The following is a 16,238-nucleotide window of genomic DNA, read 5'->3' as shown; positions in this document are numbered from 1 at the left end:
ATCTATATGCGCGCAACAAGTACGTGTCTGCCAAAGTGGGTAGCACTAATGATGCCAAAATCGCGAATCAGAACGTGCGCAACAGGCGCTGCAATCCAGTCAACGTGTCAAGCAGCCAAGTGCGTTGATCACGGCTCAAAGCGATGTAGCGACGAAAGGCCGGCATGCGGTTGACCACCTCGCTGCCACCCATATGCTCCAGCCGTACGCACCACTGATGCCCTTGCAGATCGATGCGCAAGCGTTTGAAGTCCAACGGCATCAAGGCCTGGTGCAGCGCACTGTCCTCCTGCAACCTGGCCTGCAACCTGGCTAATAGCGCGGCGTCTCCAGCACGCTGCCGACAGCGGATCCCGGTCCGTCGAACAGCCCCGCTATGGTGCAGTTCGAAGCTCGCCGCGCCCTCAGTCGAGGCAGGCACCCGGATCACGAACTCGGTCATGACCAGGTGCATCAACAGCTGCGACTCGGTGCGCTCGACGATCTCCAATTGCAGGCTGCCATCGTCCAGCGAAGCCCGGGCCGCTGTCGGCTCTGTCTGCTCGAAACTGGCCAGACCGAGGTTGCGCCGCAGGTGCTCGAGCGTCACCCCAGGTCGATAACCGGCTGGGGCGCGTCTGGCGCTGAACAGCTCAGACAGTTTTTGCAGCATGGTCGATATACCCGTTGTCAGGGTGCCCCGGTTCATTGGAGAACTCCTTGGCCAGCACTTCTTCCACCGAAGCAGGCTTGAATGGATTGATCTTCTGCACGACTAACGTCCAGAACAGCGCGTACACCGCGGTGCCACCAAGCATCACCGCGAACGGGACATAGATATCCGCGGGGTTCATGCCGGGCGGCGTGATAAACCACATGCCCAGCAGGATGCCGACGCTGGAAAGGATCTGTGGCAACGGGAAGAAGGGCGAGCGATAGGCCCGTGGCAGATCGGGACGACGGATGCGCAGCATTACCACCGACAGCGTCACCAGCAGATAGGCAAAACTCCAGGCACAAACGGCGGCCAACACCAGATGCATGATGTTGTCAGTGTTACCGCCCAGATACAGCGCATGCAGGCAAGGAATCAGCATCGCCACCAGAATGCACAGCAGCGGCGTCTTGAAGCGTGGGTGCAAGTAGGTGAAGACCTTGGGCAATGCGCCGTCGACTGCCATGCCGTAAAGAATCCTCGGCACACCCGCCATCAGCGTATTGATGGTCGCCGCCCCGGCAAACAGAAAGCCGATCCCCAGCCACATCGGACCGATATTGCCCATCACCTGCTCGGCGAACTTTGGAATGGCCATCGGTGTATCGAGCAGATGCACGCCACCGGCGGCATCAAGCAACACGTTCTCCACTTGACGCTTCATTGCCGCGCCATAGATGAACATGCACGACGCAACGCTCAACAACCCCAGAATCATCGCCTTGGGCATGACCTTGGCCGATTGGCGCAAGTCCGGCGCCAGAGGGGTGACGAACTCACAACCGACGAACATGAACATGGCCATGCCCACCAGCGACAGGATGGTGATCAGGTCAGTACCCACAAGGGATACACCGAACCAGCCATCCAGTTGCACCGCTGGCGCCGCGATCAACCCCATCACGCCAAACACCATCAACGTGGTCCACATGCCGAAGGTCAGAATGATCTCTGCCCTGCCGAAGGCGCTGACGCCGAAGGCATTGAGAATCCCGAACACCACGACGAACCCAACCCCAAGCAACCAGGAACCACCGGCAGATTCTGCCAAGGTATTGAGGTGCTCGAAGTTCACCAGGGCCATGACCCCGGAAAGAATGGTCTCGGCAGTGCCTGCGAACACATGCACGATCAGGTAGGCCGACAACGTGCCAGTGATAGCAAAGAAGCGGCCCATGCCGCAATTGATGTAGTCGTAGACCGAACCGGTAGTCGGCAGGATCGATGCCGCTTCAGCGAAGGTGGTCGCCTGGGCCAACATCATCACCACGGCAATCAGCATGGCCACCGCGAAGGCGCTGCCGCCGATGCCAAAGCCCATGGTCGCGGTGAGAATCACCGGGCTGGCCATGATCAGACCAATGGTACTGGCGAGCGCAGTGGGAAAACCGACCGTGCCCCGGTTCAAATGCTCGGTGAGTCTGTCATTGATCGACATAGTGCAGATCCTCGAAAGCGGATTTTTATAGTGGATGTATCGAGCCGTTCAAGGAGCTGGCGATAAAGCCCTCCCCAGCCAGTCCCTGAGCGAAACGGCGCCGTGTGCAGAGTGACTGTGCTCCTCTGCCACCCAGATCGTCTTGCCCATGTCTGCCGCCGTTCTTGTTGCTCCCTGCCATGCTTCACCGCGTGGCTGACAGGATCAAATGCCTGGCACGCAGGTGAAAGACTTCCCCCATCTCCAGTCGCCCTAATGCGCACTCGACCTATCGAACTGTCCAACAAAAGCTGGGGAAAACAACAATGGAGCAAACACTGAAAGCACGAGCGCTGCCCAAGGCCGTTGGTTTGGGGATCGCGCTCTTGATCGCCGACTCGTCGGCCCAGGCGTACGAGCTGTATGCCGATAACGACACCAAGGTCACGGGCAACTTCCTCGCGGTCTATGGGATGTTCAACAGTCGCAAGAACTATGACGGCACCACAGGCGGGTCTAGCTGGCGCGAAGGATTTATCAAGTATGGCTTGAGTGTCGAGCAAACGCTCGGCGGCCTGGGCAGCGCCTACGGCACGGCCAATCTGGTCAGTTCCGGCACCTGGGGCGATGGCGATGCCGCGGGCATCACCGACGGTACCGAACGAACCACAAAGTTTGATGAAGCCTTCGCCGGCTGGCGTTCCGGCGACCTGTTCCCGGTACTTGGCAAGGATGGCGTGGATGTGTCGTTTGGGCGCCAGGTCATTACTCTCGGTGACGGTTTCATCATCAACGACGACGGCCTGAACCTGGGTAAAGGTGTGGCGGATGGTGAGTTCAACCGAGGTGGTGCCTATTATCTCGCGGCGCGCCACGCATTCGACGAAACGGCCGTCCTGCGCCTGGGCGGCAAGGAAGGCGTGCACGGCAGCCTGATGTGGATCAAGTCGGACAACCGCGCCCAGGCCAAGACCGAGATGGCCGCCAGCACCCTGGAATACACCGCCGCGCCAGGTACCCTCGGGCTGACGTATATTCACGGCATTGACGTCGATGATCGTTATGCCAGCGACTTCCAGAAGCAACGTGAAGGCATGAACATCTATAGCCTGCGGGGCGCTGGCAATGCCGGAATAGAGAACGCTCACTTTTCCTTCGAATATGCCTGGCAGGACAAGGACGCCGGCCCGGAAAAAGCCTGGTACACCGAAGCCGGCTACACCTTTGCCGACCTGCCATGGTCGCCGGACCTGACGTACCGTTACAGCCGCTATTCCAAAGATTGGGATTCGATGTTCAACGGTGTCAACCGTGGCTACGGCACCTGGTTCCAGGGCGAAGTGGCCGGTAATTATTCGGGCCCGTTCAACAGCAACACCGCGATCCAGCATGTGGCGCTCAAAGTCAAACCACTGGAGCCAGTGACCGTTGGCGTGCTGTTTTTCGACTACAAGACCCTGCACAAGAACAATGCGCTGGACCTCGATGGTCGTGAACTGGACCTGTATGCCGAATGGGCGGTGAACGAGCACCTGATCGTCACCCCGTTGGTGGGCCTGTATAAGCCGGAAAAGGATGAAAGCAACGGCGGTAATCAGGTTGGCGGCAACGGCACTAATGTCTACAGCCAACTGACCGTGGCCGTGCCTTTCTAATCCATGTCAGGAGCTGCCTGGCGCAGCTCCTGACGCGGTTTACTGTTTGTGCTGATGCAACATCGTCTGAATCTGATGAGTCGCCTGGCGGGTATTTTCCGCCAGTTTGCGCACTTCATCGGCCACCACTGAAAACCCGCGCCCGACCTCCCCCGCCCTGGCCGCTTCGATGGCGGCGTTCAAGGCCAGCAAGTTGGTCTGGTCGGCGATGCCTTTAATGACTCCTACCACCGTCGCGATCTGGCCGTAGGTCGCCTGATTCTGCTCGAGCATTCGTTGATGGGTGGCCTCGGCTGAACGCTCATCGCTAATGTCGCGCACCGCGCCGATCACTCGGGTCAAGCGGGCCTGCTCGTCACGGGCTGCGCGACCACGCTCGCGACACCAGATGTAACCTCGGGTCTTGTGGCGCATCCGGTATTCAAAGACGTATTCACCACTGCCGTGGGTTGCGAGGATTTCCCGATCGAAGATCGCCATGATCTTCGGCAGATCGTCAGCATGGGTGATGTTGACTTGAGCATCCCAACCGTCGGGCAGCTCGTGCGGGGCATACCCCATGAGGAGGCGGAACTGACTGGAAAACCGCATGCAACTGGCTGGATCCTGCACATCACCGTTGACCACGGTGATGTCCCAGCAACCCTCGGTCAGCGTCGACTGCAACAGCTCCCAGATCTGCTCCTCCTGCCGGTGCTGGTGGGACAACTGCACGTGCAGGCTTAACTCGGCCTCCAGCGCCTGCTCGCGGAGCCGGGTCTGTTCCAGCTGTTGGCGAAGCGTTTCAAGCGCCTGCTCGCTGCGCTCCAATTGGCAGGCCTGGCCCTTGGACAGCTCCTCGGCGACCCGCAGACGTTGCACGATTTGGTTTTTTTCTTGTGTAAACCGTTCCAGTTGCAAGGCCTCGGTGAGCGCCTGCTGCTGTTTATGTTTCTTGAAGAACATCAGCCTGTCCTTTGTTCATCGAGTCGAGACACTGGATCTGATAGCAAACGGGAGATGATTGCTTGTACGTGGCTGCTGAGGCGTTTGCTCCTGTCTGCCACACACAAAAGGCCTTCCTGTAGCAGCCATCGTGCATCTGTAGGATAGCGATACTCTCTCAACCCGCCGATACTCGTCCTCAGGCCCTGCCCACGTCAAAACGACGTTTCGGTCCTTAATGACTTCGTGACGAAAACAATAAAAATGTCGCACAGAGGTACATACGAATGAGCCGTCATGATCATGGTCACGCCAGCCTCCTAGAGGCGTTCAGTGCAATGACACTGGAGCTTCAGCGCCTGGCACAGGACAAAGACATCGAGCATTTCCACCACGCCGCGCTGGGCTGCATCAACCAGTTGTTACCCTTCGACAGTGCCTGGTGGGGGCGTGCGGCGCTGATTGAAGGGTTGCCTGAAGAACACAACTCCTATCTCTACAAATTGCCCCGCAGCTATCTGTCGGACTGGCAATCGATTCGCCACATCGACGTGACCGTCGGCAGGGTCCACGACATCCCCGGGCAAGCGGTCATCGTCGACATGCGCGACCCTTCCAACGGTTCCGGACTCAACTGGCTCGGCGAATCCTATGGTATTGGCGAATTGCTGTGCATTGTGTACGTCGACCCACAAACCCACCTCAGCGATCACCTCACGGTGTATCGCGCTCCCGAAGCACCGCGCTTTTCCGATCAGGATTGTCGGTTGCTGAACAACCTCATGCTTCATCTGGTTGCTGCGGTATCGGCCAACCAGATCCGCACCCTTGTGGCCATGCGCGAAACCCTCACCCGCCCGCGCAATCTGGCGCTCGCCGTATGCGACCAGCGCGGCACACTGCACTGCGCGGAACGTGGTTTCGTCGACTTGCTGCTGACCGAGTGGACGGACTGGACCGGCCCTTGCCTGCCGGTGGCAATGGACGCTAATGGGTATGAAGGCAAGTATCTGCAGATCGAGGCCTCGACGGTCGGTGATCTGTTCTTGCTGGCAGCCCGCAGCCGCACTGTGCTGATGCAATTGAGTCCACGAGAAAACGATGTGGCTCAAGGCTTCGGCGAAGGCAAGACCTACAAGGAAGTCGCCCGCGATCTGGGCATGTCACCCAATACCGTGCGCCACCACATCCGCGCCATCTACAGCAAACTCGGGGTCAAGGACAAAGCCCGAATTGCCCATCTGCTGCACGCCCCGCCTGACTGATCTACCCCGCTGACTCGCGCTGACTTTTTAGCTGCCTTTTTGACAGCCACGGGACACTTTTGCCCTTTTTTCCCTATGCCACGTAGGGGCGATCCGTTCGCCGCACAACAACTCAAAGAAGAGACGCAATGCCCATGACCAGTACCTTCAACCGCAACACTGCACTGGCTCTTATCAGTGGTCTGTCGAGCCTGCATGCTGGCGCCGCCGACCTCAACGCCCGGGATTTTTTCGGCGCCCCTTCGGGCACCACCCTGGGCGTGCTGTATTTGCCGGCAAGCCGCGCCAATGATTTCCACGGCCCCGCCGACAGCACGGGCAAGGCCGACCTTAAGGTCAACGCCGTGGCTTATCGCCAGGTCTTTTTCACCGACATCTGCGGCACCCTCTGCACCCCACAATTCATCGTGCCCTTCGCCGACATCAGCGCCCACCTGCCAGGTGCCAGTCAGCACACCGGAGAAAGCGGTTTCGGTGACCCTCAGGTCGGCGGCACCCTGTTCTTCATCAACGACCCCACCTCGCGCACCTACAGCGGGTTGCTGACCCTGATTACCCTGCCGGTGGGCGAGTACCACAGCACAAATCCCGATGTGTCACCCGGTGCCAATCGCTGGGGGGCAACCTTCGTTTACAACTACACCCAGGGCATCGGTGAAAAATGGGTGCTGGAAGCCAACCTCGAAGCCCAGCTCTATGGCAAGAACGACGACTACTTCAGCAATGACCTCAAACAGGACCCTCTGTATCGCTTGCAAGCTTTTGCCTCTTATGACTTCACGTCGAGCACCTATGGCGCGTTGCGACTGATCCACGCCGATGGCGGCGAGTTGCGGATCAATGAACAACGCATCGATGACACCCACAAGCGCTACACCCAGGTGGGTTTCGAAGTCGGTCACTGGCTCGATAAACAGAATCAGTTGATGTTCAGCCTCTCGCAGAACGTCGTCACCGACAACGGCTACCACGGTACCGACGCATTGCTGCGTCTGGTCCATGTGTTCTGAATTCATTCATCGGAGCTTGAACATGAACACCCAGACCAAACCGCTGACCAATCACCGCTCGCTCGCATCATCCCAACTGGCATTGCTGGCAGCCATTGTGTTGTTCGCCGCCATCACCCCGACCATCCTCATGACCGCACCGGCTGTGGCGGCGCAACTGGCAACTCAATGGCAGCTGAGCCCGTCACAGATAGGCAATCTGTTCTCCACCGAACTCGGTGCCATGAGCCTGGCCACCCTGCCCGCTCTCTGGTGGCTCAAACGTATCGACTGGCGCCGCGCCGCATTGCTGGCCGGGATACTGTTCATTGCAGCCAACCTGCTCTCGATGCTTGCCCACGATTATTCGCTACTCCTGGCATTGCGCTTTTGCAGCGCCCTGGCCGGCGGTTCACTGATGATCATCTGTCTGTCCAGCGCCGCCTCGACGTCCAACCCCGATCGCGTCTATGGCTTATGGGTGATGGGGCAACTGGTGGTCGGGGCGATTGGCTTGAGCATCCTGCCACGCCTGTTCGAACACTACGGGCTGTCAGCCTGCTACTTGATCCTTGCAGGGCTGATGACGGTCTTTTTGCCAATGACCCGTTACTTTCCCCAAGGCAGCCCGCCGACTGAGAAAACCGCCGAGCGAGTAGCCCTCGCCTCGAAGTGGAAGGCGGCACTAGGCATTCTTGCCATCCTGAGTTTTTACATCAGCCTGAGCGGCGTCTGGACCTTTATCGGTTCCATCAGCACCCACGCCGGCCTCTCTGTCGAGTCCAGCGGCGAGATTCTTGCCGTTGCTACGGTGACAGGCATTGTCGGTGCGGGTTGTGCCTCGCTGATCGGCAATCGTCTGCCACGCCTGCTGTTGTTGCTGCTGGGTTACGGGCTGATGGCAGGCTCGGTGCTGCTGTTGCTGGGCCAACCTGAAATGCTGCGCTTTGCTTTGGCTGCGCTGCTTTTCAAGTTCACCTGGACCTTCATTCTGCCGTTGATTCTGGCCTGCCTGGCCGACCTCGACCGTTCCGGAAAACTGATGAATGCCTCCAACCTTGTGATCGGTGGTGGCCTCGCCATCGGCCCGACAGTGGCTGGCCGGCTGATCGAAGCCAGCGGCGGTTTCCAATCGCTGCTTATCGGAGGGGCCTGCATCACTTTGCTGTCCCTGGGGTTGATTCTGAGCTGCCGCCCTAGCGCGTGAGTGGTCCTTTTACCCTAAAGAAAATGGAAAGAACGATGAGCCGAAAAAGTGCGTTTTTCTTCGACGAACTCAGCCTCTGGCACAGCGCCGGACTGCACGCCTTGACCTTGCCGGTGGGAGGTTGGGTGCAACCGCCTGCCGCTGCCGGCCACGCAGAATCGCCGGAAACCAAGCGCCGTCTGAAGAGCCTGCTGGACGTTTCCGGCCTGACCCGACACTTACAGGTACGAAGCGCCAATGCGGCAGCAGATGAGGATCTGCTACGGGTTCATACGCCTGACTACCTGCAACGCTTCAAGGCCATGAGTGATGCCGGCGGCGGCGAATTGGGGCCGAACGCTCCCATTGGGCCCGGCAGTTATGAAATAGCCAGGCTGTCCGCCGGACTGGCCATGGCAGCGGTCGATGCCGTACTGTCCGGCGAGGTCGACAATGCCTACTCTCTGTCACGCCCACCGGGTCACCACTGCCTGGCCGACAGCGCCATGGGTTTCTGCTTCCTGGCCAATATCGCCATCGCCATTGAAGCCGCAAAAGCACACCGTGGCCTGGGCAAAGTCGCGGTGATCGACTGGGATGTGCACCACGGCAACGGTACTCAATCAATCTTTGAGGAACGCGGTGATGTGCTGACCATTTCGCTGCATCAAGACAGCTGTTTCCCCGCCGGTTACAGCGGTGAAGCCGATCGCGGCCGCGGCGCGGGATTGGGAGCGAATATCAATATTCCGTTGCCCCCAGGCTGCGGTCATGAGGCTTATCTCTATGCGATGGAGCGTATCGTGATTCCGGCGCTGGAGCGCTTCGAGCCCGAGTTGATCATCGTTGCCTGCGGTTACGACGCCAACGCCGTCGATCCCCTCGCCCGGATGCTGTTACACAGCGACTCGTACCGGCAGATGACTCGCTGCGTGCGCGAAGCCGCCGAACGGTTGTGTCAAGGCCGTCTCGTTCTGGTGCATGAAGGCGGGTACTCCGAAGCGTATGTGCCGTTTTGCGGGTTAGCGACCATTGAGGAATTGGCTGGCATCAGGACTGAAGTCACCGACCCCATGTTGGAGTTTGTGCAGCTGCAGCAACCGAAGGAAGCGTTTGCGGCATTTCAACGGCACTTGATCGATGAGTTGGCCGTAGCACGCTGAGCCTTGGCGCTGACAATGTTGCAGCGCAGTTCAACGGCCCGAGCGTGACGCAAAAAAAAAATCCGATGCCATTACCGGCATCGGATTTTTTTACCCCAAGATCAAACGGTCAGCAGTTGCTGATCAGTCGTTTCAACACGGTTTTGAACGTTTCTATCTGCGTCTCGCTGAATTCGGCAAAGACTTTCTCTTGTTGCGCCTGAGCGATCGCCCAAAGGTCTTCGGTCTGCTCGATACCGGCAGCCGTCAGACGTACACCGTTGTCATCGTCGTTCACCAACCCCTTGCGTTTGAGGTTGGCGACGGCCTCATCGATTTCCCGAACAGGCATCGCCACCTCACGCAATAGATCGTTGGGGTTCAGCCTTGCGTCACTTTCCAGCACCATCAGCATGCGCGCCTCGCTGGTGCGCAGGCCGGTGGACAGTTGCCGTGGCTGGTAGCTGGACTGGTAGGCCCGCACCGCCTGGGTCATCAGGTAATACAGATTATGGCTGAGGCGCCCCTGAAAATGGCTGCTCGGCGGCTGGCTTTCATCGCGTTTAGTCATGCGGGTATGGGGCAAGACCATGGAATAGGCGCCCTGGTGATAGAGCAAGGGCGAGCGACCGAAATCATCGAACGCCACCACCTTGCCGATCATGATCCAGTGATCGCCGCCATCCACCTGCTGGTACTTCTCGCAGTGAAAACGCGCCGAGCAATCGGCGAACACCGGTGCCCCGCCCTCGCCCGGTTCGAACTCGATCTCGGCGAAACGATCTTCCTTGGGCCGGGCGAAATTATTGGAAAGGTCAATCTGGTCCGCCGCCAACACGTTGACCGCGAAATGGCTGGCCTGCTCGAACACCTCGTGGCTGTTGGAACGCTTGTCGATGCTCCACAGCACCAGCGGCGGATCGAGGGATACCGAGTTGAAGCTGTTGGCGGTCACCCCGACTTTGCGCCCGGATGCGCTGGCGGCAGTCACCACCGTCACCCCGGTGGCGAAATTGCCCAGCGCCCGGCGAAAGGCCCGTGGGTCGAAGGTCGTTTCAGTAGCTGCACAAACGCTGTTATCAGACATGCAAGACTCCCGGACTGCTTTCAGGAGCAGTCCTGATTGTTGTTATGGGGACGCGGTGACGATCTGGTTCAGATCATGCTCGGGTCGGGCTCCAGCCCCATCAGCTCGCGGCCGAGGATCTGCGCGCAGACGTCGTAGTCGGTGTAGGCATGGGCCCCGGTCATGTGCGAGTCGCGGAACAGACGTTGCATCTCGTTGTGCTCGAACCAGGCATTGCCGCCGGCGGCCTCGAACAGACGGTCCACTGCCTGGATGCACATCTTGGTGGCGTAAGCCTGGTTGGTGCGCCAGAACGCCAGGGTTTCGCGGCTTGGGTATTCATGTCGTTCGCTGTGCTCGGCATGCTCCTGCCAGGTTTTTTCGAGAAAGGCCCGGGCCGCTGCAACCTGATGGGTCGACTCGGCCAGGCGCATCAATGCCGGGGTCGCGGCACCGACCGCCGCACCGGTGTAGGCACGCACGCGGGTTTTGGTTTTTTCACGGAACACCTCCAGCATGCGCTCGGCGACACCCAGGCTCACCGTGGAGAAACCGCTGGCAAAGTAAGGACGGTATGGCGAGTAGAAGATCTTGCTGTCCGGGTACAGACCGAAACCGGCGGACTTGCCTTCCATCATGTCTTTGGCTTTCTGGATGCGATGTTCCGGTACCAGCACATTGTCGATGATCAAAGTCTTGGTGCCACTGCCTTTCATGCCAGCGGCGAACCAGTCGTCACGGATCTGGTAGTCGCTGCGCGGCAGCACCGCGAAACAGTAATCCTGGGTCCCCTCGGCATTCTTGCGACGGAAACCGACAATCGCCCACTCGGCGTGATCGCAGCCACTGCTCCAGCCCATTTCACCGCTGAACAGCACGCCACCGTCGGTCTCTTCGGTACGGCCGAAAGGCGCGATGCTGCTGCTGGCGGTGGCATCCGGGTCAGTGCCCCAGACTTCCTGCTGCAATTTGGCTGAGAACATGGCCAGTTGATGACTGTGAGTACACAGCAGACTCATGGCCCAAGCCGTGCTGGCACAAGAGCCTGCAAGCAAGGCAATGCAGTCGGCGAATTGCGGTAGCGATATTTCCATGCCGCCGAACTTCTTCGGCTGAAAGGCACGGTGCATGCCGATGCTTTTGAGCAGCGCAATGTTCTCGTCGGGGACCTTGCGGTTCCGCTCGGCCTCAAAGGCATTGGCAGCGATGGTTGGCAGAATGGACTTGAGGTCTTCGAGGAGCGGGTTTGGCTTTTTCATGGACGGCCCTGCTTATTATTGGATGTCCGCCCGGTGCCCCGAATCGAGGCACGGCGCCGGATACAGGGCCAGTATGGAACCCGCCATCGCGGTAGAAAATGCACCTTCCAGAGCCAAGATTGTACTTTTCAAAGGCAACGATCCAATCATTCTGCCCACACTTGAAGCCGTTCTGGCACCCACGGGCATGTAGCACGGCAGGCACAGTCAAGCCACGCATGCCCCCACGGATTAACCTCGGGTTTTTCTCTTGTTCGCGATCAGGAAAACCCCCATGAGCGATATTGCGCTGCTGCCTCAAGTTGAAGCCTTCCTCCGTCGAAGCCATGCATTGTTTATCGACGGCGGCTACGTCCAGAGCCGTTCCAGCCAGACACTGGAAGTGATCAACCCTGCCACTGGCAAGGTCATTGCCCAGGTCGCCAATGCCGATCCAGCCGATATCGACGCGGCGGTGGAATCGGCCAAACGTGGCTTCAAACAATGGTCCCAGGCCACACCGGCGACGCGGGGCAATGTGCTGCTGAAACTGGCGGACTTGCTGGAGCGCAACCGCGAAGAACTGGCACAGATCGAAACCTGCCAATCGGGCAAGATCATCCAGATTTCCAGGGCTTTCGAAGTCGATCAGGCCGCTCACTTTCTGCGTTACTACGCTGGCTGGGCGACCAAGATCAGCGGCCAGACCATCACCCCGTCATTGCCCTCCTTCGCCGGCGAACGCTATACCGCCTACACCTTGCGCCAACCCGTCGGGGTGGTGGTCGGCATCGTGCCGTGGAACTTCTCCACCATGATCGCTATCTGGAAACTCGCCTCGGCGCTGGTGACCGGTTGCAGCATCATCATCAAACCCAGTGAGTTCACCCCGCTGACCATCCTGCGGATCGCCGAACTGGCCATTGAAGCCGGTCTCCCGGCCGGCGCACTGAACGTACTGACAGGGGGCGGGCTGGTTGGCAAAGGGCTGATCGAACACCCGGGCACCGACAAGGTGTCGTTCACCGGCTCGGTGCCGACCGGCATTGCCGTCGGTCAGAGCGCCATGGGTGCCGGCCTGACCCGCGCCACCCTGGAACTGGGCGGTAAAAACTCGGCGGGGTTCCTGCGCGACGTCGATCTGGATAAAGCGGTCAACGGCATCATCGAAGCCGGCTTCCTGCATTCCGGGCAAATCTGCGCCGCTGCCGAACGGTTCTTCGCCCATCGCTCACAGATCGAGCCAATCATGGACAAACTGGCCCAACGTTTGAGCACGCTGAACATCGGCTCGCCCCTGGACGAGCGCACCGAATTCGGCCCGGTGACCAACCGCCAGCATCAACTCAAGCTCGGCGCGTTTTTCGACAAGGCTCGTGCTGAAAACAACACCATCATCTGCGGTGGCAACCTGATCGACCGCCCCGGCTGTTATGTCGAACCGACGGTGATCCTCGCCAACACCGTCAACGACTCCCTGCTCAACGAAGAAACCTTCGGCCCGGTCGCCACCTTCTACCCCTACGACACCGAAGACGAGCTGCTCGAACTGATGAACAACACACCATACGGCCTGAGCGCGAGCCTGTGGACCAACGATTTGTCCAAAGCCATGCGCATGATCCCGAGCATCGAAGCCGGCACCGTCTGGGTGAACATGCACACCCTCCTCGACCCGGCAGTACCGTTCGGCGGCATCAAGTCTTCAGGCATCGGCCGTGAATTCGGCGGCGCGTTTATCGACGACTACACGGAGCTGAAATCCGTGATGATCCGCTATTGATTCGGAGGATTCCAAAGTCACCAGTGGATCCACTAAATCGTTAATAAACAGAATCAGTTTGACAAAACCTCAATAAATCACCATTAATGGATCCACTAAATAACAACAAACAACCTTGGAGAATCTCCATGTACCCCAAGAACACCTGGTACGTCGCCTGCACGCCCGATGAAATCGCTGGCAAGCCATTGGGCCGTCAGATCTGCGGTGAAAAGATGGTTTTTTACCGCGGCCACGAGGGTAAGGTGGCGGCTGTCGAGGACTTCTGCCCTCATCGCGGCGCGCCGCTGTCCTTGGGCTATGTGGAAAACGGTAATCTGGTGTGCGGCTATCACGGCCTGGTGATGGGGGGCGACGGCAAGACTGTGGAAATGCCCGGGCAGCGGGTTCGCGGCTTCCCGTGCAACAAGACCTTTGCCGTGGTCGAGCGCTACGGCTTTATTTGGGTCTGGCCCGGCGATCAGGCGTTGGCCGACCCGGCGCTGATCCATCACCTGGAATGGGCCGTCAGTGACGAGTGGGCCTATGGCGGCGGCCTGTTCCACATCCAGTGCGACTACCGCCTGATGATCGACAACCTGATGGACCTGACTCATGAAACCTACGTTCATGCGTCCAGCATCGGCCAAAAGGAAATCGACGAAGCGCCGCCGGTAACCACGGTCGAAGGCGACGAGGTGGTCACCGCCCGCCACATGGACAACATCATGGCCCCGCCCTTCTGGCGCATGGCCCTGCGCGGCAACAACCTGGCCGACGATGTGCCGGTGGACCGCTGGCAGATCTGCCGCTTCACCCCGCCCAGCCATGTGCTGATCGAAGTCGGCGTGGCCCATGCCGGCCATGGTGGTTATCAGGCTCCCCAGCAGCTCAAGGCATCGAGCATCGTCGTCGACTTCATCACGCCGGAAACCGAGACCTCGATCTGGTACTTCTGGGGCATGGCGCGCAACTTCAATCCGCAGGATGAAGCCTTGACCGCGAGCATTCGCGAGGGACAGGGCAAGATTTTCAGCGAGGACCTGGAGATGCTCGAACGCCAGCAACAGAACCTGCTCAGCCATCCCGCGCGCAATTTGCTCAAGCTCAACATCGACGCTGGCGGCGTGCAGTCGCGTCGCGTTCTGGAGCGCCTGATCGCCAGGGAGCAAGCCCCGCTGGAGTCAATGGCATGATCGAAGTGCTGGTGGTATCGCGCAACAACGAAGCCCACGACATCTGCAGCTATGAGCTGGCCAGTGTCGATGACCGACCGCTGCCGGCCTTCAGCGCCGGTGCGCATATCGATGTGCACCTGCCCGGCGGCTTGATCCGGCAATACTCCCTGTGCAACCACCCCGAAGAACGCCATCGCTACCTGATCGGCGTGCTCAAGGACCCAACCTCCCGCGGTGGTTCACTGGCCATGCACGAGCAGATCCACCCCGGCACGCGCCTGCCGATCAGTGAACCGCGCAACCTGTTCCCGTTGGTCCATGAGGCCAGGCGCAGCCTGCTGTTCGCTGGCGGTATCGGGATCACGCCGATCCTGTGCATGGCCGAACGCCTGGCACACAGTGGCGCGGATTTCGAGCTGCATTACTGTGCCCGATCACGGGACCGTGCAGCCTTTGTCGAACGCCTGCAACGCTCGCCTTTTGCCGACCGGGTGTTCCTGCATTTCGATCAGGAACCCGACACCGCGCTGGACGCGGCCAAGGTTCTGGCCACGCCGCTGAACGACGTTCATTTATATGTGTGTGGCCCCGGCGGCTTCATGCAGCACGTGTTGGACACGGCCAGGAAGCAGGGCTGGCAGGAACAATACCTGCACCGCGAGTACTTCGCCGCCGCGCCCGTCGACACTGGCGCCGATGGCAGTTTCTCGATCAAGCTCGCCAGTAGCGGTCAGGTCTTCGAGGTGCCGGCCGACAAGAGCGTGGTGCAGGTGTTGCAAAACCAAGGCATCGAGATCGCCATTTCCTGTGAACAAGGCATTTGTGGCACTTGCCTGACTCGGGTTCTGGAGGGGGTGCCGGAGCATCGCGACCTGTTCCTCACCGAGGATGAACAGGCCTGCAACGACCAGTTCACCCCTTGCTGCTCGCGCTCGAAAACGCCGCTGCTGGTACTGGATATCTGATAAACCGCGCTTATTCCGAGCGGAGAATGACCTTCATCCGCTCCTCGGCCGTCGCTGAGCCGAAGACCTCGGCGTAGCGCAACGTGGCGTTGGCGTGTTCGCGCATGATCGCTTCGGCACGCGCGCCCTGGCGGTTGACCAAGGCATCGAACACCGAATGGTGTTGCATGTGGGCATAGTTGAAGCGTCGGTATTCCCGGACCATATCGTTGCGGTCCACAGCCAGGGCGGTCACCGAAGCGAAGGGCAAATGATCGTTGCGCGCCAGGGCATCGGCGATCGCCGGGTTATGGCTGCCTTCGACGATCACCTCATGAAAACGCATGTTGAGGTCGTGATAGACCTCCAGGTCTTCTATGGTCACGTACCCTTTATCGAACAGCTGATCACCCTGCATCAGGCACTGTTCGAGGGTCGCCCGGGCTTCGTCCGAGAGCCCGCGCTCGGCGGTCTGACGCGCCGCCAGGCCTTCGAGTACGCCCCGTACTTCGACCGCACCGGCAATGTCATCGGGGCTGACCGAACGCACCTGAAACCCGCGCCCGCCAAAACGCACCAGCAAGCCTTCCTGCTCCAGCGTGCGGAACGCCATGCGCACCGGCATCCGCGAAACACCGAACAGCTGCGCCGTGGGGATTTCCATCAACCGCTCGCCCGCCGCCAGTTCGCCCGAGGCGATCATCTTGCGCAATGCGACCAACACCGTTTGACCGGGCTTACTCATCCAGGCAACTTCCAGAAAGGTGGGCCTGCATAG

The 16,238-nt window shown here is 59.6% G+C and carries 14 protein-coding genes; 8 read left to right on the top strand and 6 right to left on the bottom strand.

All coding sequences use genetic code 11. The annotated features are described in order from the left end of the window. Positions 1-67: 67 nt before the first annotated feature. A complete protein-coding gene (locus AF70_RS19345) occupies positions 68-652 on the bottom strand; it encodes a DUF3156 family protein (RefSeq protein ID WP_028940818.1) in 585 nt (194 codons plus the stop codon). Continuing rightward, positions 633-2,132: an APC family permease gene (locus AF70_RS19340; RefSeq protein WP_028940819.1), complete on the bottom strand. Its 1,500-nt coding sequence runs from the start codon at positions 2,130-2,132 to the stop codon at positions 633-635. The genes AF70_RS19345 and AF70_RS19340 overlap by 20 nt, the downstream gene beginning before the upstream one ends. Positions 2,133-2,437: 305 nt before the next feature. Between AF70_RS19340 and AF70_RS19335 the strand changes: the two genes are divergently transcribed. Then, positions 2,438-3,766, top strand: coding sequence for a hypothetical protein (locus AF70_RS19335; protein ID WP_018927905.1), 1,329 nt, complete (start codon positions 2,438-2,440; stop codon positions 3,764-3,766). A gap of 39 nt (positions 3,767-3,805) precedes the next feature. Here the strand turns inward: AF70_RS19335 and AF70_RS29970 are convergent, their stop codons facing one another. Further along, positions 3,806-4,711: a methyl-accepting chemotaxis protein gene (locus AF70_RS29970; protein ID WP_028940820.1), complete on the bottom strand. Its 906-nt coding sequence runs from the start codon at positions 4,709-4,711 to the stop codon at positions 3,806-3,808. A 266-nt stretch (positions 4,712-4,977) separates the two neighbouring features. Here AF70_RS29970 and AF70_RS19325 point away from each other — a divergent pair, with 266 nt between their 5' ends. From AF70_RS19325 to AF70_RS19310, 4 genes are all read left to right on the top strand, one after another. Continuing rightward, positions 4,978-5,955, top strand: coding sequence for a helix-turn-helix transcriptional regulator (locus AF70_RS19325; protein ID WP_018927903.1), 978 nt, complete (start codon positions 4,978-4,980; stop codon positions 5,953-5,955). Positions 5,956-6,083: 128 nt separating this feature from the next. Then, positions 6,084-6,965, top strand: coding sequence for a transporter (locus tag AF70_RS19320; protein WP_178114252.1), 882 nt, complete (start codon positions 6,084-6,086; stop codon positions 6,963-6,965). Between the two features lie 22 nt (positions 6,966-6,987). Further along, complete coding sequence (locus tag AF70_RS19315) at positions 6,988-8,151, top strand: MFS transporter (protein ID WP_028940822.1); 1,164 nt, start codon at positions 6,988-6,990, stop codon at positions 8,149-8,151. A 35-nt stretch (positions 8,152-8,186) separates the two neighbouring features. Beyond that, entirely contained in the window at positions 8,187-9,293 is a 1,107-nt protein-coding gene (locus AF70_RS19310) for a class II histone deacetylase (protein WP_018927900.1), read from the top strand. A 109-nt stretch (positions 9,294-9,402) separates the two neighbouring features. Here AF70_RS19310 and AF70_RS19305 read toward each other — a convergent pair whose 3' ends face one another. Beyond that, positions 9,403-10,359, bottom strand: a complete 957-nt coding sequence (locus tag AF70_RS19305) for a p-hydroxyphenylacetate 3-hydroxylase reductase component (protein ID WP_018927899.1) — start codon at positions 10,357-10,359, stop codon at positions 9,403-9,405. Between the two features lie 68 nt (positions 10,360-10,427). Next, entirely contained in the window at positions 10,428-11,597 is a 1,170-nt protein-coding gene (locus AF70_RS19300) for a p-hydroxyphenylacetate 3-hydroxylase oxygenase component (protein ID WP_028940823.1), read from the bottom strand. A gap of 274 nt (positions 11,598-11,871) precedes the next feature. Between AF70_RS19300 and AF70_RS19295 the strand changes: the two genes are divergently transcribed. From AF70_RS19295 to AF70_RS19285, 3 genes are all read left to right on the top strand, one after another. After that, positions 11,872-13,359 (top strand): aldehyde dehydrogenase family protein, encoded by a 1,488-nt coding sequence (locus AF70_RS19295; RefSeq protein WP_018927897.1) that lies wholly within the window; start codon positions 11,872-11,874, stop codon positions 13,357-13,359. 128 nt (positions 13,360-13,487) lie between these two features. After that, on the top strand, positions 13,488-14,534 hold the full coding sequence (locus AF70_RS19290) for an aromatic ring-hydroxylating dioxygenase subunit alpha (RefSeq protein WP_028940825.1): 1,047 nt from the start codon (positions 13,488-13,490) through the stop codon (positions 14,532-14,534). Next, a complete protein-coding gene (locus AF70_RS19285) occupies positions 14,531-15,481 on the top strand; it encodes a PDR/VanB family oxidoreductase (protein ID WP_019578626.1) in 951 nt (316 codons plus the stop codon). Before AF70_RS19290 ends, AF70_RS19285 begins: the two co-directional genes overlap by 4 nt. Positions 15,482-15,491: 10 nt before the next feature. Here the strand turns inward: AF70_RS19285 and AF70_RS19280 are convergent, their stop codons facing one another. Beyond that, positions 15,492-16,205 carry a GntR family transcriptional regulator gene (locus AF70_RS19280; protein WP_019578625.1) on the bottom strand — a complete coding sequence of 238 codons (714 nt, stop codon included), beginning with the start codon at positions 16,203-16,205 and terminating at the stop codon, positions 15,492-15,494. Positions 16,206-16,238: the final 33 nt, after the last annotated feature.

The sequence above is a fragment of the Pseudomonas sp. KD5 genome (genome assembly GCF_012932895.1).
In the GTDB taxonomy this organism is placed as follows: Bacteria; Pseudomonadota; Gammaproteobacteria; order Pseudomonadales; family Pseudomonadaceae; genus Aquipseudomonas.
The sequence above is the reverse complement of the archived record's forward strand: the minus strand, read 5'-3'. Positions and strand labels throughout refer to the sequence as shown.